Origin of the sequence: Variovorax pasteuri (assembly GCF_051216435.1) — a bacterium.
Taxonomy (GTDB): domain Bacteria; phylum Pseudomonadota; class Gammaproteobacteria; order Burkholderiales; family Burkholderiaceae_C; genus Variovorax.
This window is the reverse complement of record NZ_JBPJZS010000001.1, coordinates 95,336-115,837: the sequence shown is the minus strand read 5'-3', so window position 1 is coordinate 115,837 and position 20,502 is coordinate 95,336. Positions and strand designations below refer to the sequence as shown.

Genomic DNA, 20,502 nt, shown 5'->3' with positions numbered 1-20,502 from the left:
GCACCGAAGACACGAACCACACGCGCCAGCGCTGCTTCCGTGCCTGCGCGCATATCCAACGGCTCGACGGCAAGCAACAGTGCGTTGAGCCGGATCTTGCGCTTATCGCTCAGCCTTTCGTGGTCGCTCACCACGACGTCATCAGCAACGATCTTCACTCGCGTGGGATACAGGTGCGTGCTGACCATCCGGCCGGCCAGTTCGCGCGGCACCGAGTCGCGGTCGCGCGCCATCGACACCAGACAAGTGCTGGTGAGCCGCACTGGACATTCGAGAGATGGTTGGCGTGCTTTCGGCTCATCCAGAGCTGGGGCCTGAAGGGAATCCTACGTTCGACGACGGGGTCCGCCTTGCATTGGACGTCGCCGATGAACTCGAACCTATGAAGCGCCCGCTGGAAGCACTCATCACTGGCGCTAGGGCAATTTCAGCAGGCAAGAGACCGTCGCCAATCTTGTTTAGCCGCCGGCTCGAACGATTTGACGATTAGGGGCTAGACACAAGAGAGGGCCGGAAGGAGTGACCGCTTGCTAGACCGCTCAATATTCTAAAATAGCCTGGAACTCAAATAGCTGTGAATTTTCTCAACGACCGCGACATTAACCAGCCACTGGACGCAGCTAGTCGCTTGCCCGCTTTCTATCCAAGCGAGGACGCACCAGTGCCCACACCTCGTCTCTATATTTTATTGCGGCCTCGAAGCCAGCCTCGACTGATTCATTTAAGTAGATTTCTCCCTGATCAATGTCTGCCCAGTTCTTGCTCCCTATGCCGCGGCCGATCAGACTGACTGCGAGCTCGTAGAGCGCCGCAGGAGTCTTCTTTTCCGCCAGGGTTTTCAGTTCAGCACGGTACTCCTTCTCTACCTCTTTCTCATACTCCGGATCTTTCGGTAGATTCAGCCCTTTTGGACTTCGCGAATTTAGAAACGTCAGAACCAGGCGCCCTAGCGTACGCTCAATTTCTGCAGGCTCACGCGCTCTGATATTGCTAAGGGGCAAGTTCAGAATTTCCTCTGACGATCGGCCATCCGATCCTTCCAGACTGTTCTCTCGGGCCAGCAGAGAATCAGCAGACTCATCGATTAAAAATTCGATCGAAGCGGATTTAATAGTCTGTTTCATTGGCATTGTTCCTTGCAAGCGCTGAGTCTCTTTACGTATCTGCGGAAAGCGTCCTCTTCGCATGCCTTGCGAGTTCGAAAGTCTTGATAGGTCTTTCCTAGAGCATCACAGTATTCGTATTCCCGGTTCATTCGATCTTCCGCATCTTGCTCGCATTCTTCCAGGGCGCTCTTCGGCATCAGATCGTTCAGCCACTTGGGCACTGAAAGTTTCGGCGGTGGACTGATGATTGGAGTGAGGGTCTCTGGATCTAATACTTGAGGCAGGCCAGGCGATTTGCCGGAAGCTCCTGGCGGCGGCGGTGGTGGCATCGGTATCGCGAATAAACCGCGAGGGTCGGAAAGGTTAAGAGGGCTGGCCTCCGCATACCCAAACCGGTTCCACCCACCATCCAGCCCAATCGGATCCGGCTGACTGTATCGCCCCGTCCTCACGTCGTAGCTCCTAAAGTAGTTGTAGAACAACCCAGACTCCTCATCCGCATACTGCCCCGGATACCTCAGGTTGAACTTCACCTCGGAGATGCTCGTGGTGCCTGGGTAGGGCGTCACATCCAGATTCGCAAACCGATTCTTCGCCAGCGTCGGCTTATCTTCCCCGAACGCGCTGTAGCTCCACTGCCAGACCGCTTGCCCATCCGCGTTCGTGAGCTTGCGCGGCGTGTTCAGGTGATCGCTGTGCACCGCATACGTGGCGCCGTCAATCACCGCCGCGATTGGCATCGGCCCGTTGGCCGTTGGCAGGTAGATGTACTGCGCCTGGCCCGCGCTCTGCGTGCCGCCGCTACCCACCTCTGCGATAAGTGCGCCCTGCTCGTCGTAGACATACGCATAGCCCAGTTGCTCAGCCTGCGTGGTCGAAGGACTCCACAGCTTGGTGAAGAACGCTATCAGGCTCTGCATGAAGCCCGGGTCGGCCTCGTCGCCCTGGCTGGGCGGGTACAACGGCTCGGTCTTGAAGACACGCTGGCCTAGTGCGTTGTGCGCGTAGCGCGTGGTCGGGCTCGCGTCGGTGGCGCCGGTGGTGGAGGCAGCCAAGCGCCCTTCGGCGTCGTAGGTGTAGCTGCGCAGACCGTCGCTCAGCAGGTCGCCATTGGGGTTGTAGCCAAAAGTGACGCTGGTGTTGCTCAGGCCGTTGATGTTTTGGGTGAAGCCAGAGAGTTGGTTGCTCGCAGCGCTTACTGTGTAGTTGCGGCTGGTGCTCTGGCCGCCGAGCACACGCGTGCTGTTCAAGCGATTGCCGTTGGCGTCGTAGCCGAAGCCGGCGGTGTAGTCCGTGGCGTAGAAGCCTGTAATTCTACCCATCGGGTTGTAGCCGACGGTCCATGTGACGTTGCCGTTGCCGATGGAGCCTTGCGTGGGGCCGGGCTGGTAGAGGTTCTGCGTGAGGCTCGTGATGCGGCCGGCGGCGTCGTAGACGTAGCTGCTGAATTCCGTCGCCGTCATGCGGCCCGCGGTGTCATAGCTGCGGCTCGCAGCGATAGCCGGGCTTGCAAAGACCCAGGTCCAGGCAGTGGGCTGACCCAGCGGGTTCCAGGCGACGTTCGTGATGAGCGGCATGCCGTTCAGGCTCAGGCTCGTGAGGCGGCCAGTGCCATCGTAGGCATGGGCGAGCGTCGAGCCGTTGGAGTAGCCGATGCTGGCGAGCGTCCCGTTAGGGTTGTAGGCATAGCTGACCTGCTGCACGCTGCCGTTGGCCAGGGTTTGCCTTTTGAGGGTCACGCGGCCGAAGGAGTCGCGCGTGTATTCGGTCGTGCCGCTGCGATCGATGATCTCCGACAGATAGCCCTTGCTATTGGCAGTGAGGTCATAGCGCAGCGTGGTGGTCTTGCCGTCGGCGAAGACTAGGCTGATCGGCCGCCCGAGCAGGTCTCGGGTGATGGTCGTGGCTTGGCCGAGGGCGTCTGTGATCTGGCTGGGCAGACCCAGCGCGTCGTACTGGGTGCTGGCGCCACCCATGTCGGCACTCGCCTCGCTCGTCGCGTTGCCCTGGGCGTCGCGGGCGTAGGTGGTGGCCACGCCCTTGAAGTCTTTTGCTTCAGTGACGGCATCGAGGACGTTGTACTTGAGGGTGGCGGTGGCGTTGAGGGCATTGGTCACGGCCTTGACGCGGCGCAGGCCGTCGAGGCCGTATTGGGTGCTTTGGTTCAGGCCGTTGGTCTGGGTGATCAGTTCGCCGTTAGCGTCGTAGCCGAAGGAAATGGTCTGGTTCGGGCCTTCGGTCTTGGCGATGAGGCGGTTGTTGCTGTTGATAGTGCGCGCCGTGTTCCACGCCACGTTGCCGGCGCTGTCCTTGATCTGCTCCGCGGTGCGGTTTCCCATGCTGTCGAGGGTGTAGGTGACGGACTCACCGCGGTTGTTGCTCCAGCCTGTGAGGCGATGGGCGGCGTCGTAGGTGTAGGTCAGGACGAGGCCGGAGGGCAGCGTGATGGTGTCGACCGTACCGAAGGGCTTGTAAGTGAGGGTGGTGATTTGGCCGCCGACTGTCCTAGTCAGAAGGCGGTCGCGGGCGTCGTAGGTGTAGGTGGTCGCGAGGCCGTTGGGGGCCGTCGAACTAGCGACACGGTTAGCGGTGTCGTAGGTGTAACTGGTGACGTGGCCCAATGCGTTCGTCGTGGTGAGAACATTGCCCCGGGTGTCGTAGGCGTAGCTAGTCACCGCACCGTTGGGTTCGGTGGCCGTCTCGACCAACTTCTGAGCGTTGTAGGTCAACTGCCATAACTGCGCCTTGCTCGTGGCGGTATCGGTGGCGGTCTTCGTTAGGACATTGCCGACAGCGTCATAGGTGTAGGCGGTGGTGCGGTTGTCTTCGGTGACCAGCACCGGTAAGGCTAAAGTCGAATGCCATTGGGTGGTCACTGTCCGTGCCTCAGGCGTGCCGGAGGCGTAGACCACTGTGGTCGGCAGGCGACGAGCAACGTCCCAGGTGGTAGTGGTCACCGCACCAGTGAAGTCGGTCTCCGACGTTATCAATCCGTTGGCATCTTGCACACGATTGGCAGCGTCACTCTTGCTTTCGCCCGAAGGCATTGAGCCTGCAAGGACGGCAAGCTTGCCCATCGTCATGCCGTAGTTGTAATTATGGATCGTGCCCAGCGGATCGGTCACCCTGGCAGAACCTGCCGAGGGATAGCTGACTTGGTAGCTGTCGACCGAGCCTGCCAATTGCGTGCTAATCGCTCGGCCAGTGCTGTCGTAGGCGAAGGTGCCCCAGCGAACACCAGCCTCGTCGAAGATACCAGTCAGTGCTTGGGGGAAAGAGGTGTTTTCGTAAACGAAGTTGCGACTCTTGCCGTCTGGGTAAAGGACCGAGACCAGACGACCAGTGTTGTCGTACCCGTAGGCGATGATCCGCGAATCAGGAGTCGTGACAGTGTTCAGTTGGCCTGCGCCGTTGTAGCCGAACGCTAGAGTGCGGCCGAAGTTGTTCGTAACGCTAGCCAGCTGACCAGCGCCGTTGTAGATGTACGTAGTGACCCAGCCATTGCGATCCGTTTGCGTCTGCAGTTTGCCAGATCCGTCGAAGCTGAATGTGGTGTTGTCATCGGCGCGGGAGTAAGTCCAGCCTCCCGAGGAAAGTTGCGCCAGCGTGTCAGCATTGTTGGTACCACTCCAGATGCTTGCACCTGAGACCCTCGCAAAGGTCCGCTCATAGCCTTGACCTGTGGTGATGGCCGCAGTGACGGGAGACGTGCTGGGTGTGGCGACCAGTTTGGCGCTAAAGCTGTGAGACCAAACTTTGCCCAACGAAGTGCCAGTCCAGGTCGAATCGCTTGCCCAAGTACTGCGGTAGGTCCGCGTGAAGGACAAGGCGCCGGGGCCCGAATCAGACCAGTCAGTTTCGGACCGGTATTTTTCTGCCCTAGCGGGAAGAATTGGGGCGCCTACTTGTGCGCCGTCAGCTGCTCGCTTGCATGAAGGCGGTTCTGGCGGCGTCGGGTACGTAATTGCCACACAAGCGTCGCCAGCCTGATTTGATCCAAACCCATCGTTGCATCTGCATCCGACGTAGTTGTTAATCATTTCGTCAACCGGGTGGCTATTTGGTATGCATCGGTCGATTAGTACTTCGTCATAAAAGTCTAAGGTCGTATGATTAGTTGCCCAAGTCTGAGTGATAAAACACGATGCATTTACGGGAGCAAAATCAGTTACCGAATTGAGCTTGAAGGTGTCCGGCGCTAGCGCACTGTTGAGATTTGCAACCGTTGCGTCGCAAGCTTCTTGGGCATTTGGAAAAAATGCCCAAGGTCGAGGCATTGAGACGTTGTAGTAGTGATTCACGTACTCAACGGCATGAGCACCTATTGTCGAAAAAAACAAGGACGCCGCGAAAGCGAACTTCAATATTATTTGGCCGCCACAAATCAAAAAATTATTAGATCCCAGCATCCTCGCCTCCTAGTTTTTTTCACCAACACCAAGCAATCTTGGTGCGCGCCCTGTGTTATTAAGTTGGCAGCCCCTTTAAGGAGATTACTTCCTTTCGCGATCGCCTCCACTGATGCGAGCCAACGCAAACTGATCGGCCGACTACGCATAGCATGGAAATCGTAACGAGCAGCAACTGCTTGTATTTCTCTCAAGTTAGTCTAACGCGGAGGCTTCAGCAACAGTTAATTGATGCTCCTATTAGCGATAATGATCATCCGCAAATTAAAGTACGCAGGCCTTCCTAGGCGACTGTCGCGACCAAGCAACACTAAATGCTCCGGCCCCACGGTCAACAACACTCAATAGCTCTGGGTGCGAACGGCGGCGACATTCAACTCCAGGTTTTAAAATGAATACCTTGGTAAACGCGCCCAAAATGAAATTGATTTGAGTGCCAAGTTCGCATCGCTGCTAACGTACTTCTCGTCCTCAAACGGTTATTGCTGCTAATCCAATCTTGGGCTTCCCCCGGTTTCCCGGACACATCGAATGACATGATGTGTTTAGCAGGCAGATATGCCAAGAGCAAGATGGACGTTCATGGACGAGTTCGAACGGGAGGCGGGGGAGCTGGTAAAGCAGCTAGGGGCAAAGGTCGCGCACATAGCGAAGGACCTAGGTATCGAGCAGAGCGGGCTCAGACGCTGGGTTAGTCAAGAGCACGGTGGTGTCCTCAACATGCGACCCAGCAAGCCGCTTCGCAGCGAGGCTGCATCAGAAGTTAGGCGCCTGCAGCGCGAACTGCGCCGTGTCGCGACGGAGCATTGCCAGCCAGCCGCAACGTTCACCGCTCAGGGAAACGGCCAACAGAGCCACTCCTTACGTCATCACCACATGAAGAGGAATCCAAGGCACAAGGCTTGGAGTTCCAATGCAGCTACTTCTGAAGGAATCGCCATGATGAACGTCCGCCCGATCGAGTTGTCCTTGTTTCTCGCCAGAACGCGCCTTGCCAATCAGATCTTTGGAGCGCTGTCCTTCTACCTTGGCGCGCTGTCATTGAGCTCGGACGCACCGAGGCTTTGGGCCTTTTGCTCGCTGCTCGCAGTCCTCTTTGGAGCTTACATCCAGCTGAAACCATACGATCGCGTGTTCAAGCTATGGAGAGAGATGAGGCATCCCTTGACGCGTGTGCGAGTCGTGTGGAGGCATCTGCTCCCCTCTTGTGCAGGATGGACATTCCTGGGATTGATCGCGCTGGGCGTGCTCACCAAGCGCGGATTTTTCTAGCTCCGCTCAAAGCGGATGATGGAAGAACGGATCGTTGCGTTCATTCTCAGCGACATCGGGGCGAAACACCGACGCCGGGTGGCAGGCTCGCCACCCGGCGTCGAGCGAGTTCAACTACTCGACAGTGTTCCGCAGCTCAAGCCGGCGTTGTAGCCATGGCGATCACTGCACCCGGACGCCCACAAGTCGGGCAAGGCGTGCCTTGCTTGCGGCGAGCCTGGCGTCTCCAAAGGTCGACCGCCGCTCGATGCGAACACGGGAGAGCGCGAGCTCATGTTGAACCTCACGTTCGGTCCATCTTCGGCGGAAGCCTTCGGATCGGCCGCTGGAGGCTGTAGCTGGTTTTGAGGAAGAGGCCCCAGCTGCCGTGGGAGTCGAAGCTTTACAGGAGGTGGCCGCCCGTGGCGCCGGCGCTATCGCGGCGTCAACGTGATGTATGGATCGTCGCTGAAGCGCGCGCTGAACACGTCCCCGTGCTTGGCTTCCATCTTCTTGACCCAGTTGGCTAGGTTTTTCATGTGCAGCTTGAAGTCCTCCGTATTGGCGGCCTCGGGGGAAGTGCTAAACCAGAAGGTGAAGGGGCGGTCCTTGGCTTCGGGGGCGCGGGCGCGGAGCTTGGCGAGGCCGACGCGGGCCTGGATCATCTGGTTGAGCACGCGCTCATCGGGATTGCCGCTGCTGCCGTTGCCGCAGAAGATGTAATGATCGGCCGATACCTGCCGCGAGAAATCGGAGGTGATGTTGTGCTCGGAGCCGTGGTGGGGGTACTTGAGCACGTCCAGGTGGATGTAGCCCTTGTCGAGGTAGCCGCCGTACTCCAAGCCGGCGACGATCATGTCGGGATGGTTGTCGCCGGTCAGTAACAGGCGCTTTCCGTCCTCCTCCACCATTAGCACGGTGGAGGCGACATTGGGCGCGGTGACCTGCTTGTAGGCCGCCACACCGTTCCACTTGTGCAGGTCGATCGGGTTGCCCTGCGCGAAGGGGTTGGACGCATTGAGGCCGTCGGCGTAGTAGTTACGGGTCTTCTCCAGGTTCTTCTGGCTCTCCTCGGCATCAAGCCAGGTGTTCCAGCCCTTGCGCAAGTTTTCCAGTTCGTCCTGGGTCGGACAAAGGATGGAAACAGTGAGGCTGCCGATCTGCTCGTCGTTCTGTTTGTCGCGGGCCATCAGCAACTTGCCGCTGTGCTTCTTGTTATTGGGTAGTTGATTCAGGCCGATGTTCAGGATGTCGGGCTTGATCAGGCGCGAAACCTTGATCGCCTGCGGGACGGAAGTGGCGATCTGGGCGTAGTCGTGGCCCAGGTGTTGCAGCTCGTGCACCTGGCTGGCCTGCAGCATGGGGGCGCTCGCGGCCAGCAGCGACTCGATCTTGCCGACGTTGTCCTTGACGATGTCGCGGAATGCGTTGTGCCAGATGTTGTGGACCTTGGGCTGGCGTGGCAGTTCGGGTTCCGCAGACGGGTCGCCGTCGGCCTGGTTGATGTCGTAGACCTTCCACTGCGCCATCGCGTCCAGCATGACGAAGACGCCGCCGATGTGGTCCGCGTCGATGTGCGAGACGTAGAGCAGGTCGATCTCCTTGCCGTCGACGGCCCACTGGGCCAGTTCCTCGGCGATCCGGTGGCGCATGGCCGCCTCGCTGCCGCCGTCGCACAGGATGCGGTGTTTGCCCGCGGCGTCCTCGACCATCAGGCAGTCGCCCTCGTTGGACTGGAAGATATGGATGTCCATGCTTGCTCCTTCAGCGCTCGGTGCGTGATTCGAAGTTGAGGGCCTCGTTGATCGCCGCGACTGGGTCGACCACCCCGTAGCCCGCATCGCTGCGCCATTCGTAGCCATGCGATGGCAGGGGTCGGGCGGTGCGCTTGAGGATGCCTTCGCACTGCGCGGCGTTAAGGTTGTTGCGCGCCGCCAGCATCAGTCCGACCACGCCGCAGACGAAGGGACTGGCCATGCTGGTGCCCGTCATCGAGATCCAGTCCTGTTCCTCGTGGAAGCCGCAGGCCGCGACTATGTCGGTGCCGGGCGCCGCGATGTCGGGCTTGTTGCGGCCCTCGCGGGTCGGGCCCTGGCTGCTGGAGATGTTGATAGCGTAGGCGCTGGTGTGCTCGTTGGCTACGGCAATCGCCCGGTGCGCACAGGCCAGCGAGCCGATAGAGTGGGAATCGACGTTGCTGTTCTTGGAGAAGAAGGAGGGGAATCGGTAGGCGCGCAGCTTCTCCTTGCGCTCTAGCTCCATTGGGTCGTCGCGCTCGATCCACGCATGGAAGTGGCCATATCGGATTTCGTCGCCGTGCAGCCGCACCTTCCAGACGCCAGGGGCGATCGGGGCAAAGGATTCCGGCGCAAGGTTGGGCGACAGGTAGATGGCGATGTAGTTGTCGCCGTTGCTCGGATGGTATTTCTCGTTGTAGATGGACAGGAAAGTGCCGTTGGCCATCCGCTTGTTCTGAATGAATTCGCCCGGCGACACGCTGTACCAGGTGTTGGAGCCGGGGGGCATTACCGACACCGTGATGCGATCCTGCGGGCTGTACCAGATCTCCAGCTCGTTCTCGGAGACGTCAGCGATCCCGTCGCCCACGACGATCCATTCCAGGTCCACGTCCAGGCCTGCGGACTTGATCTGCCCCATGGTGTGGATGCGGCCCATCATCCAGCCCAGGTCATCGGGTGTGAGGCCGTCCTGCTGGCCCGCGTTCCCCGCGGCCAGGCAGATCGCCCGGCCCGGCGTGGTCAGCGATGCGTCGATCCAGCGGCAGGGGCCGTTGGAGCCGTCATGCGGGCCGCCGTTGGTGCCCAAGCTGATGTTGATGGAGACTGGCAAGTTGAGCTTTTTGCCTAGGTCGAACAAGTACTCAATGGCATCGGTGATGCGCGACGAGTCGCTGAAGGTGGATTGACGGCGCTCACGGACGTCGGCCGCGACCGGGATGGAAAGCAGCACTGCGGCGATCCTGGCGCTCGGGCAGATGCCGCTTCTTCCGGCGGCAATGCTGGCGACATGCGTGCCATGGGAGCCGGGCACCCGCTGCGATTGCAGTTCCAGGTCCACGGCCGGCATACCGCCCGCCTTCTCGCGCGCGATGGCCCTTGACAGGCGGTCGGCTGTCAGCTCAGAGCCGTAGCCGAACTTGGACGGAGGGCCGCGGAATTTGCCACCCTGGTCCCAGATCGCCTCGAAGCGGGTGTTGCCGTTGGCGTCCATAAAGTCCGGATGGGCGAAGTCGAAACCGCCCACGTCGATGATGCCGATCAGCACGCCAGTGCCGGTTTGCTTGGTGCCGCCCGCGGTCACGGCCCGCGGCGTGGGTTTGACGTTGGTTGGGGTCGCCAGGACCGGGGGGATGGACAGGGCGATGGACTCCGCAGCGTGGATGTAGGCCACCTCGGGCAGGTCGGCCACCCTGGCCAGCAGGGCGACGGGGATGGTCGCGGAGATCAGGTTGCGCTGGGGGATCGGGTTGCGGCGGGGAACGAAGCCGTCCCGCTCGGGCGACCGGGCGAGCGCGCTCTCGATCAGCAGCCGCTCTAGCTCCGCCATGACCTGGCGGGCGGGGCCCGTGCCTTCCCAGCCGCCCTGAAAAACCTCGATGAACACGTTGACGTAGGCTTGGCGCGCAGCGCCGGTGTCGCCCAGCGACGGCCTGCGGCTGGCTTTGGGCGACTTGGGGATCTGGTCGCCGGTGACCGTGCCGAGCGCGAAGCTGAGGCTGGCGTCCAAAGCCGGGCTGTCAAATCTCTCGGAGGCGCCGAGAAAGTCGCTGGTGGCGAGCCGGGTGGAAAACTCCGCGCCACACGCGTTGACAACATCGTCGCGGTTCTTGACGACGCGTAGCAGCGGGTGGATCTTGTGGTCGTTGGTTGCTTCGGTGCGCTTCATGGTGTCAGGTCCTGCTCGTGCTGGAGGGCTGGGCCCACACGTTCATTTCGTCTTAAGAAGCCGCGCGCGGATCTGCTGCTGATCGGGCGTGCCGCCGGGCGGGCACGGGATGGGTGTGTAGGCTTTGTCCATGCACACCATCACTTCCTTGAGGAAGTTGCCCGAAGAGACGCTGACGCGCACCATCTCCGGCTTGATGCGGTCCGGGTTGGCCTTGGCCCAGGCGCGCTTGATGTCGCCGGCGGTCGTCAGCACCGCATCCTGCGCGGGCTTCTGCGTGGTGACGGTCTGTTCCACTTTGGGCCGCGCCAGTTGGCTCCAGATCGTCTCTATGTCGCTGAAGTAGGCGCTGGGCGCGCTCCAGCCGCAGGTGCCGTGGGCCTGCCATTCGTTCTGCATCAGGTCTTCGCCGGGGAGCGTGCACAAGTGCTTGCGCAGTAGGTCGGCCGGCAGGGATTCCGAACTCTCGCAGGCGCGGGGGTGTTCGCTGGTGTTCTTGGCCTGCAGGTTCTGCGGCCACAGGCCGTGGACGACCCACTCGAACCGGTTAGAAGATGCGCACTGGTGGCGGTGCTTATCCAGAATCTTTGGGTCCGTCTCCGCTTTCTTCAAAATGTTGAAGCAGTGGTCGGGCGACCAGGAGACAGAGAGCACATGGTAGTCGCGCGGCGCCTTGGGGTTTGCGTCCGGATAGGTTTTGGGAGGTGACGGCGTGACTCTCTGCGGGAGGCTGCAAACCTGCTGCGCTGCAGCTGGTATCGCCACGGCGGCGATGGCGCAGCCCAGAAACGCGCGCGCGGCGCGCGCCACGGCCTGTAGAGATCGATTGTTCACGTGTCCCTCCGCATGCGTTTCGCACTTTGGCGCTCATGGTAGAGACGTCTGGGCTGGCTGTCATCCTTCAAATGGAGGATCACAAACAGGTTCCCGGCGCCGCCTAGGCGCACCGGTTCACGGCGGTCGGCCCCTTGGCGTGACGTACGTCATACGGGGCAAATCTTCGTGAGCGACTGGTGCGTCCATCTTTCACGCCCGCAAAGGCAAGCATCGTCTGAGATCGACGGCTGCGTCCTGGCTCATTGCTACTCTTCGAGCTGACGCATTTCTAAAGTTGGCAATGAGGTCGCTCAAACAGTTGGCACGCGCCTCCAGATTCGATAGAAGTACAGCGCCTGGAACAACAAGGCACTCCCGTACGTGGCTGGATAGGCCATCCAAAGACCGTGGATGCCAAAGAACCCGTTGAAAAGGCTGGCCAGCGGCACCAATAAAACTGCCAGGCAGACGAGTGAAATCGTGGTCGGGATGAGCACTGTCCCAGCTGCACGCATCACCCCACTAAACACGCTGGCAATACCAAACAGGACACTGCCCCAGACCGTGATGTGAAGCAAAGATCCGGCAAGCTGAACAACTTCAGGCTCAACTACGAACAGGCGCACAGCGCTTGATGAGAAAAGCGCTGCCATCGTCGCCGCGCCTCCCGTGAGGGCCAAGTTCATCCAGATGCCGGTGTTCGTGATCTGCCCAACCCGAAAAAATTCTTTGGCCCCAATAGCTTGTGCCGCGAATACAGAGGCCGCGATGGCAATACACATAGCTGGCATCTGCACGTATGCCATCACCTGATTCACCGCGCCCCACGCAGCGGTAGCCGTGGCGCCGTAGCTGTTGACCAGGGATAGCAGCATCATGTCCGCCAGCGAGCCGGTGACAAAGAAAAGCCCCGTGGGCACGCCGAGTCGCAGGATCTCAAATAGGATCGCGCGATTGAAGCGAAGATGCGGTGCAATGCTGCTAAGAGCAAAGGGTGAGCGCCGCTTCGCGAGATGACGCATCAGCCACACGAGCGAGAGCAATGTTGCACACGCGCTAGCCAGCGCAGCCCCTTCCACCCCAAGACGCGGCATGCCCAGTGCTCCGCCAATGAGGGTCGGTGTCAGAACAATCAAAGCGGCGCAAGCGATCGCGAGCGAGATAAGCGGGGTGCGTGTGTCGCCAGTGCCTCGCAATACGGCGGAAATCAGCATGAACACAAACACCGCCGGAAAGGCCAGCACGGCGATACGTGCGTAGCCGGTTGCAGCCTGCCGAATCTCTGGCGGGGTGTGCATCCACTGCAGCCATGTGTCCACGGAGACGATGCCAACCAGGGCAGCGACAAGGCCCAGCCCCATACCGCCGACCAGCGCAGCTCCGGCGATCTCCTGCGCCTTGGTGAGATCCCTGGCGCCCCACGCACGGCCCACAAGGATCGAAGCACCCGTTCCAAGGCCGATCACAAAGGCAGTGAAGAACATTAGAACGGGAAAGACCCCTGCAGCAGAGGCGATGGCACTCGCGCCCAACATACGGCCGAGGAAGATGCCGTTGATTGTGTTGGACAGCGCTTGCAACACATTGCCCAGCAACAGCGGGAGCAAAAAGATGATGAACTGCTGCCCCAAAGATCGGCGCGAAGTCTCTTGGGGTGAAGGTCTTGCAGCGGCGGTCACGGAGTTGATTCGTGTCGGAGGCTGGAGTGCTCACTCTACCAGCGCTCTGATGGTCTACCGACTACTTAGCGCCCGAGCGCACTCGCATGCTTACGAACGTCGACTTCCCATGTCCACAACGTATGTGCAGTCGCGGAGCGAAATTCCGGCGATTCCTCAGTGTTTCCTTGGAGGTAGGAACTAGGTTGCATGAAGCGTGGATCGATCAACTCGCTCGGCACCAGCGATGAGGAAGTAACTCGTCAATGCGGCTGTTCAGATGCAGGGGGAGTGACACACCTACGCGCGTGAATCCCTTGAGCAGATCCCACCGAAGGCGAGCCGTTGCTAGCCCAGCGACTTGATCCGATCCAATGCTCAAAAGACAGCACGATCGCCAAGTTTCGAGCGATTTTCAATTCTTTTGTGCCAATACATGAATAAGATGCTAAGTCATTGATTTCAAAGGCTTTTTTCGCACTTATGGCAGAATATTGACATGCATCACGAGCGCCTCATCGGTGTACCGACCAACCCTGCAGTCCAACTTCTGACATCAGATAAGGCGCGGTCGGACGGCGGCGGTAGCGCGAATCAAGCTTGGAAACGACTCCGCAGCACGGGCACCACAGCAGCGGGCTGGGCAGATGCAAACGGCTTCAGCCGCGCCTTGGTGTACGCAGTCCTGCGCGGTGAACGCAAGTGCCTGCGAGGACAGTCACACGCCATCGCAGTCGCGCTCGGGCTCAAGCGCGCCTGACTTGCTAATTTCAGAAGGACCGATTCGCATATGACATAGCCGAACACTCGACTTGCCATGAAAAAAGCAGACGCAGCTGGTGGAACAGCTGCGTCTGCATGTCTGCGCCCCGAAAGATCCTCGTCGCATCTTCGGGTGAATCGTTGGAGCAACCCAATCGGGTTCAGTATTGACGCCTAAATTTTAGCCTCGCTTCCGTGAGGCAGGGTTGCTTCGTTTGTTCATTTTTGTTCACTCGGCGACAGGCTCGCCGAGGGATGAAGCTCGCTCCGAAAGCGTAGCCATGAAAAACATGCTCCCTTCCTTTTCTCGAGGTCTGTCATGAGGACGACCAAGAGATTCACTCCTAAAGTTCTTGCCCGCTTCATAGCCCAAGGTCGAAGCACTGGCACCCTTGAAGATTTCACTCCGTGGCACCGCGTGTCCCGCGGCGATCCCTCCAGTAAGGGGCGATCACACCTTCTCTACTGGCGCGATCGATTCCGCGAACTTCTCAGCGACGGCGAATGGAAGGGCGAACTGTTCATCATTCTGATGTCGAATGTCTTCGACAGTCGCGAGCAGTTCAAGCTGTCACGCAACGCTGCTCCGCATGAACTGAAAAGCTATGACGTCGCGGCGCCGGGCGGTCTCTTCGATGGCACGCTGAAAATTGCAGCAGAGCTCGGCTTCAGACACCCGAGAGTCTCGGGCGACGGTGAAATCTGCGATTGGGAATTCACCACTGACAACCTGCTTACTTTGATGTCCTACAACGGCGTCAAGTATCTTCTGGCGGTCTCCTTCAAGTACGGGAAATTCGATGCGCTGAAACCTCGAGAGCGGCAACTGCTCTCGATCGAGCGCGAGTACTGGCGCCGGCGCGGCGTCGAGTGGCTTCTGATCACGCCCCAGGAGTACGACAGCACTGTTGCAAACTGCCTTCGATGCAGTTCCGGCTGGGGCTTCATATCCGAGCCGCTTCCAGCCTTGGTCTTGAGCAAGGCTTCAGCGGTCGCCAAGGCCATGGTCGGTGCGTCGTTGAGGTGCACGCTGGAGGAGATATGCGCACGTCTCCAGGTGAACCTGGAGACCGCTCAGCATGCGTTCTGGCAAGCCGCGTGGAAAGGTCAACTGCTGCTAGACCTTCGCCGCAGTTGTCGCAGTAGAAGAGCTCAAGAAAAAGCCCGCTATATGGTTGCCACAGATCAAAGCATGCGATGCATTTCGCCTGCATCTGCTGCGCTCAACGGGACGCTACTTTGCGTACAGGCGGGCTGCAGACATCCTTTCTGGACGAGAAAAGAGATCGATCACTCTGACCAGGGCAGCTGCGCAGCTCGTCTTCAGACTTCCTACGTTCAGTGAAAACCACTGCGTCCAGCTCGATTTCGGCGAAGGCCAATTTTTTGACAGACGCATCAACGTACTCATTGGAGAGAACGGCGTCGGTAAGTCCCAAACGCTGGCACGCCTAGTCTCGGCTTTGGCTGATCCGGGCACCCATGCAAGCCTCGAACCTCGAGGAGAGTTCAGCAGAGTGATCGCATTTTCGGGGGTTCCAAGCCAGACCTCCCTGCCGACGTCTCTTCGAAGCCAGCAGAACCTGCAGTACCGCTTCTTTGCGCTTTCTCCTCAAGGTCAAGCACGGCAAAAATCCGGACGCAATCGATTGACCTCGGCACTGCTGGACACGTTGCGTGATGAAGAGGAAATTGGCGGGGCCAAGCGAATCAACCTGTTCCGCTTAGCCATCAGGAGCTGGCTGACTTTCTCTCAGATTGCACTCCCACTGATGCAAGATGAATCCAAGCAAAGAAAGTACGTGACGTTGTCTCGTCTCACCTCGTTGAAAGGTTCGGAGTTCTTCGAAGCACATGCAGAAGTCGATGCCTCACAGCCTCCGATGTTTTTCGCGCGACAGCGCAACACGCCATCACCGTTGAGCAGTGGGCAAGAACTTTTCTTTCGGTTCGCATTGAATCTGTGCGCATCCATAGAGATCGGGACATTGGTTCTCGTCGACGAGCCTGAAAATCACCTACACCCAAATTTCATCACCCACCTTATGGCGCTTTTGCGCGACATTCTCGTTCGCACAGGCTCATTTGCACTTGTTGCCAGCCACTCAGCTTTCGTTGTGCGCGAGGTTACAGCCAAGGATGTTTCCATCATGAGTCGCGCAGAGGACGGCTCACCAACCATCCGAAGGCCGCGCCTCCAAACTCTCGGTGCCAGCGTCGAGGCCGTATCCTCATATGTTTTTGGTGATGAAACCGTTCCCGCGTTGGCGCGGTTGACTGTTGATGCGCTCAAGGATTTGCCAGACGTTGATTTCGAGCTCACCCTGAATCGCCTTCACACTGAGTTCAGCAATGAGGCGATCAGCCACATTCGATCAGAGATTCTCAAGCGTCAGCGGGGCTCTTTCGAATGAAGCGAATCGAAAAAATCTCGGTCAATGACCGCAGCAACATTCAAGTCATGAGCAATGACAAGAGTCTGAGTTCATACCCTTTGCTCAAAGAGCATCGCGCCAAGCTTGTAGTTGCCTATCAGCGATACCGGGAGCTTGTTGAAGGGTCCGTTCCTTCATCTCATCCGCTTCTTCCCGAACCATTGGCTCAGGCATTGAAGACTCACTACACCTCAGGATGCGCGCAGCTTGGGTTCATTGCGACAGTTCGTTCCGAGCTGAGCCCCGGTGTGTGTCCCATGTGTGGGTCCGCGAGTCCTGCGACCGTCGACCATGTGCTGCCAAAGAGTCCATGGCCGGTTTTCTCAATCTTCTCCTACAACCTCGTCCCTGCCTGCGATCAATGCAACCGAAAGAAGAATGACTCGTACGCCGGCGAGACGCCTAACAGCCGTCCTATCCATCCCTACATCGATGATTTTCTGCTCACTCGCGTTGTCATAGCCCGCCTTGTGCCGCCCTATTCGACGCCGATCGTCGAGATCGTTCCCGTGGCTGGGTTAGCGCCTGACACGGGAGAAACCGTTGAATGGCATCTCGAAAACGTGGTGCGAAAAACCTCGATCGCCAACACCCTCAAGGACCGATGGATCACGCTGGTGAGAAATCCCAGGCAGGTTCTTGAAGCGCTCAAATTTGGAGCAGGCGTCGAAGCCGCACTCCAAAGTCGCCTGGATTCACACGACACCACATTCGGCACACCGAACAACTGGGAATCCATGCTCATTGCTGGAATCCTGGCCGATCAAAGCGCCGTCGACTATCTCAAGGCGCGAGTCGAAGCTGGCACGATCGAAGAGAACCCGGCCGCTTGAAAAGCTCCTAATGAAGGGGCAAGCTGCGAGGCTCGATTGAGCGAGACAAGATCACGGGCACACACAAGTCGATCAGCTTCAGCGCTCCGGAGGTTGCCCAAGGGAAATGATTTGGTGATATTGCAGGAAGCTAGGCATGGCGACGCACCGCGCTTCGGTCATTCATCGCTTCAGATCGGTCTTTGCCGAAGTCAAGTTGATCTGGATGAGGGCAGTCTATCGACGGGCCATCACCCTGTCTTTTGCGAAACGGGCAAGAACATATGCGAAAGACTCTCTTTCCCCTCGCACAAGAGGAGGCTGTGTGTGGCGAGGTGGCTGAACCGTTCGTCTTCGACAGCAGTCCAAGCCGCAGAAACCAGATGACGCCTCGCCCCCTCAGATCAGCAGCTATCCCTGCGCGATGCACAGTGAAGTCTGTTGCATCGTGTACTGACCTGCACCGACCAATTCCGGAAATCAAGATGGGATGACCATCCGCTTACGCTTACTTGGCTGCAGTACGTTCCCACGGTGCACCTTCACACGAATGATGGGAGCACCCAGCGAAGTGTGGCCCGCATAGGGGCCTTGTCATCAGCTCTCCATGAGAACTGGTTGTGTGCGAACGGCGTACTGCACACACCATCCCGCAAGCTGTGCAAGAGAGCATCGAAGCTCCCTGGCTAGCATCTGTGCTCCTAGATACTTCCGGCGCTCCACACGCAGCATCCAGCGAATGCTGTCACCGGTATTAAGTGCTGCATAGCTATCCCTAAAGTTGACGTAAGTCGTGTCGAGGTCTTCCTCCTCGACACTACGGTCCAAAGCAGCCATGCCAAGCAAGAACAAGTCTCGAGCGACCTGCGAGACGGTGCTTTCAAGTGCTTGCGCTCGGTTCTCAAGCGCGCTGTGGAGCGCCGCGCTCGTGCTCATCCCGATAGAGAGATAGCGCTCCTTTGTTCTCTCAGGCGGCCTTTCGACTTTTGGCGAAGGCGTTGGTACGTCATCAAGCAGTTGTACCCACTCAGGCGGCCACTGCTTGATTGGGCCAGCATCCCACACCAATTGAGAGATTTGCTCTGTAAGGCTTCCTACCGCTTTCGGCAGCGATTCCGCATTGGCTTCAACTCGCCCCCTAGCAGGTATGACGCTTTGGACCGTATACCCATTTCGTCCGGATGAAATTACATTGTGACCTGATGCTAACAAAGACGATAGACGCACGTTGTCCACGAGAGCGCGCTCATCGTCCGCAGGTCGTTCTCTGGGCTCCAATCGTGCGGTTGCAACCAAGGGCGTTCTCCAATAATCAGTAAAAAATGGCGTATCAACACTGTATCATCTAGTCAATGACTTTCCAACCCCAGCAACTTGCAGCAATCCTCTTCCAGGCAGTCGAACAGGCCTTTGAGACACATGGGTTGGACAGCTGTGCGGCCGTTCTGCAAGACCCGCGGGTAATTACCCCTATAGCTGAAAAGATTCACAGTGGGCTGGAACTTTTTTCGAGTGTGAGCATTCGCACACATTCAATGTTGCACCTTTCTGGCGCGTTTGATGCGGGTTTGGCGACGGACACGCCGCTTAATTTCATTCCTGTACCTGCTGACGGAGGGGCAGTTAGAGGCGCCCTGGCGGCCTCCATGCTCAATCACCTCTTGGGGCTCGAAACCATCAGTTACGGATCGGAGAATGCCGGCCATCCATTCGTCAACTTGGTCCCGCAAGTGGGCAAGGGTCGTAAGGTGCGCAAATCCCATGGTGGTATGCGTGGGCACACAGATGGGGTCACTTTCCCTTTTCCCGGAACGCGCGACGAGACGTTCTACAGAATGGCACCGGCTCCCGATTGGGTCGGCTTGGCATGCCTTCGCAATCCGCACGGAGTGGCTACCCGGGTCATCCCGATGGCTCCGCTGATTGAGCAACTTACTCCTGAACTCCTGACGGCTCTACGTGAACCCCAATTTGTCATTGGGGCTCAAGGCACTTTTAAGGAGGGGATGCTCGACATCTTGGGCTCGGAACATATTGTTGATGGCGGTGCGCTCTTGCACGGAGCCCGCGATTTTGTTTTGCGGTTTAGCCACAGCAACGTCGATGTTGCGCATGACGCGTCCGCGCACGCGAAACCGGCATTAGATGCTTTGGAAAAGTACTGCGCGGCAAATAGTGAAGGCGTTGTGTTGAACCCTGGCGACCTTCTGTGGGTCAACAATCGACGCGCGATTCATGGGCGAGCCGAAGTTGGAGCGGCCGCAGGCGAGAAGGAGCGCTGGCTGCTGCGAACCTACGGTATCCGGCCGGCCCTTTTGGAGGTTGACCAGCGCTACGTGGAACGACCGTTTCAACTTTACCCCTAGGCCGACAGCGTTACTCAGATGCTAGGCAGGCGTAGCTGGATTCAAAAAGAATCTTCCGCGAGTTGTCGCTAATTTCCAGCCGCTGAAAGCAGTAGAGCTGCCAAAACAGGTCCCACAACTCGTCGCCGGGTGCGCGGTAATCTACTCGGAGGCCCAGTCCCTTGCATTCCCGATATCCAATCATCTGGCCGTGCGACGCGTAGTGCGCCACGTCAATCAGCTTACGAGGAATGCCCGTGAAGTTTCCGAGAGGCGGCTTGCGGAACATGCCCTCTTGGAGCTGCTTCTCCGCAATCCTCAAGACGCGCTCTCGTGCCATCTGCAACTGATGGAGCTTAGTCGGGTCGAACTTTTCAAGCATGAGCCTGGCGACAGCATCGCTCGGGTCTTGCCGCAGCCTCTTCGCGTGAGAGTCATACGCATCCAAGTAGCTGATTAGCGAGCTTGCCATCCGCTTGCCTTCGGGGTCCTCGACCACAATCTGCGGGTCAATTGGCCCCAGTTCTGAACTGTCGCTCATCATCAACTGGTCCGCGCCGAGTGCAATCAGAGTGCCGGAACTCTTCGCATAGTCGGGAATGACCACCGTGAGATCGCTCGTACCCACAACCTCCCGGACCATAGAGGACAGTTTCTCCGCGGCGTCCATGTCGCCGCCCTTGGTGTGCAACAGCAAATCCACCGATGAACCTCGAGGAACGTTGTACAGCAGGTCGCTGAGGAACATCACATCCTTGCGGCTAATTTGGCTTGAATCGCCGCCAACGTAGCAGACAACCTCCCGCTCTCGCAGGTGCATGATTTTCTTGATGATGCTCTGCCGCTGGTATCGCGGAGCCTGCATCGCTTGATACATTGGCGTCTTGCGCACAGAGGGCCGTGCCACGGCGATTGCTTCGGGCGGTGGTTTTACACTTGTGCTCGCATCCGCGACAAATGAAGTCTCAGGATTCTCGTTCTCATCCATTGATTGCCCCTCCA

At 58.6% G+C, this 20,502-nt stretch carries 12 protein-coding genes and 2 pseudogenes; 6 read left to right on the top strand and 8 right to left on the bottom strand.

What is annotated here, in order from left to right; genetic code table 11:
• Positions 1–89: 89 nt before the first annotated feature.
• The 3 genes and pseudogenes from ACSFBM_RS00550 to ACSFBM_RS00540 form a co-directional block, all read right to left on the bottom strand.
• A pseudogene (locus tag ACSFBM_RS00550) lies at positions 90–272 on the bottom strand (Mu transposase domain-containing protein); the annotation flags it as partial.
• Between the two features lie 348 nt (positions 273–620).
• Positions 621–1,124 (bottom strand): hypothetical protein, encoded by a 504-nt coding sequence (locus tag ACSFBM_RS00545; protein ID WP_435482656.1) that lies wholly within the window; start codon positions 1,122–1,124, stop codon positions 621–623.
• Complete coding sequence (locus ACSFBM_RS00540; protein WP_435482655.1) at positions 1,121–5,146, bottom strand: RHS repeat-associated core domain-containing protein; 4,026 nt, start codon at positions 5,144–5,146, stop codon at positions 1,121–1,123. The genes ACSFBM_RS00545 and ACSFBM_RS00540 overlap by 4 nt, the downstream gene beginning before the upstream one ends.
• A 927-nt stretch (positions 5,147–6,073) precedes the next feature.
• Here ACSFBM_RS00540 and ACSFBM_RS00535 point away from each other — a divergent pair.
• A pseudogene (locus tag ACSFBM_RS00535) lies at positions 6,074–6,319 on the top strand (transposase); the annotation flags it as partial.
• A gap of 881 nt (positions 6,320–7,200) precedes the next feature.
• Here the strand turns inward: ACSFBM_RS00535 and ACSFBM_RS00530 are convergent.
• The 4 genes from ACSFBM_RS00530 to ACSFBM_RS00515 all read right to left on the bottom strand — a co-directional run bounded on the left by ACSFBM_RS00530 (position 7,201) and on the right by ACSFBM_RS00515 (position 13,167).
• The gene (locus ACSFBM_RS00530; protein WP_435482654.1) at positions 7,201–8,520 is read right to left on the bottom strand and encodes an MBL fold metallo-hydrolase; all 1,320 of its coding nucleotides are present in this window, start codon (positions 8,518–8,520) and stop codon (positions 7,201–7,203) included.
• A gap of 10 nt (positions 8,521–8,530) precedes the next feature.
• Positions 8,531–10,672 carry a S8 family serine peptidase gene (locus ACSFBM_RS00525; protein ID WP_435482653.1) on the bottom strand — a complete coding sequence of 714 codons (2,142 nt, stop codon included), beginning with the start codon at positions 10,670–10,672 and terminating at the stop codon, positions 8,531–8,533.
• 42 nt (positions 10,673–10,714) lie between these two features.
• Positions 10,715–11,506, bottom strand: coding sequence for a ribonuclease T2 family protein (locus tag ACSFBM_RS00520; protein ID WP_435482652.1), 792 nt, complete (start codon positions 11,504–11,506; stop codon positions 10,715–10,717).
• A gap of 293 nt (positions 11,507–11,799) precedes the next feature.
• Positions 11,800–13,167, bottom strand: a complete 1,368-nt coding sequence (locus ACSFBM_RS00515) for an MATE family efflux transporter (RefSeq protein WP_435482651.1) — start codon at positions 13,165–13,167, stop codon at positions 11,800–11,802.
• A gap of 478 nt (positions 13,168–13,645) precedes the next feature.
• Here ACSFBM_RS00515 and ACSFBM_RS00510 point away from each other — a divergent pair, with 478 nt between their 5' ends.
• From ACSFBM_RS00510 to ACSFBM_RS00490, 5 genes are all read left to right on the top strand, one after another.
• Positions 13,646–13,906, top strand: a complete 261-nt coding sequence (locus tag ACSFBM_RS00510) for a DNA-binding protein (protein WP_435482650.1) — start codon at positions 13,646–13,648, stop codon at positions 13,904–13,906.
• Positions 13,907–14,227: 321 nt separating this feature from the next.
• The gene (locus tag ACSFBM_RS00505) at positions 14,228–15,253 is read left to right on the top strand and encodes a PDDEXK family nuclease (protein ID WP_435482649.1); all 1,026 of its coding nucleotides are present in this window, start codon (positions 14,228–14,230) and stop codon (positions 15,251–15,253) included.
• Positions 15,254–15,425: 172 nt separating this feature from the next.
• The gene (locus ACSFBM_RS00500; RefSeq protein WP_435482648.1) at positions 15,426–16,322 is read left to right on the top strand and encodes an AAA family ATPase; all 897 of its coding nucleotides are present in this window, start codon (positions 15,426–15,428) and stop codon (positions 16,320–16,322) included.
• Positions 16,319–17,176, top strand: coding sequence for an HNH endonuclease (locus tag ACSFBM_RS00495; protein WP_435482647.1), 858 nt, complete (start codon positions 16,319–16,321; stop codon positions 17,174–17,176). The genes ACSFBM_RS00500 and ACSFBM_RS00495 overlap by 4 nt, the downstream gene beginning before the upstream one ends.
• Before the next feature lie 1,331 nt (positions 17,177–18,507).
• Positions 18,508–19,521 (top strand): TauD/TfdA family dioxygenase, encoded by a 1,014-nt coding sequence (locus ACSFBM_RS00490; RefSeq protein ID WP_435482646.1) that lies wholly within the window; start codon positions 18,508–18,510, stop codon positions 19,519–19,521.
• Between the two features lie 10 nt (positions 19,522–19,531).
• Here the strand turns inward: ACSFBM_RS00490 and ACSFBM_RS00485 are convergent, their stop codons facing one another.
• On the bottom strand, positions 19,532–20,488 hold the full coding sequence (locus tag ACSFBM_RS00485) for an SDH family Clp fold serine proteinase (RefSeq protein ID WP_435482645.1): 957 nt from the start codon (positions 20,486–20,488) through the stop codon (positions 19,532–19,534).
• Between the last annotated feature and the right edge of the window lie 14 nt (positions 20,489–20,502).

Bases quoted from the DNA above. Each gene is read 5' to 3' on its own strand.
- ACSFBM_RS00545 (WP_435482656.1), bottom strand. From the start codon at position 1,124: ATGAAACAGACTATTAAATCCGCTTCGATCGAATTTTTAATCGATGAG.
- ACSFBM_RS00540 (WP_435482655.1), bottom strand. From the start codon at position 5,146: ATGATTAACAACTACGTCGGATGCAGATGCAACGATGGGTTTGGATCA.
- ACSFBM_RS00530 (WP_435482654.1), bottom strand. From the start codon at position 8,520: ATGGACATCCATATCTTCCAGTCCAACGAGGGCGACTGCCTGATGGTC.
- ACSFBM_RS00525 (WP_435482653.1), bottom strand. From the start codon at position 10,672: ATGAAGCGCACCGAAGCAACCAACGACCACAAGATCCACCCGCTGCTA.
- ACSFBM_RS00510 (WP_435482650.1), top strand. From the start codon at position 13,646: ATGCATCACGAGCGCCTCATCGGTGTACCGACCAACCCTGCAGTCCAA.
- ACSFBM_RS00505 (WP_435482649.1), top strand. From the start codon at position 14,228: ATGAGGACGACCAAGAGATTCACTCCTAAAGTTCTTGCCCGCTTCATA.
- ACSFBM_RS00495 (WP_435482647.1), top strand. From the start codon at position 16,319: ATGAAGCGAATCGAAAAAATCTCGGTCAATGACCGCAGCAACATTCAA.
- ACSFBM_RS00490 (WP_435482646.1), top strand. From the start codon at position 18,508: ATGACTTTCCAACCCCAGCAACTTGCAGCAATCCTCTTCCAGGCAGTC.
- ACSFBM_RS00485 (WP_435482645.1), bottom strand. From the start codon at position 20,488: ATGGATGAGAACGAGAATCCTGAGACTTCATTTGTCGCGGATGCGAGC.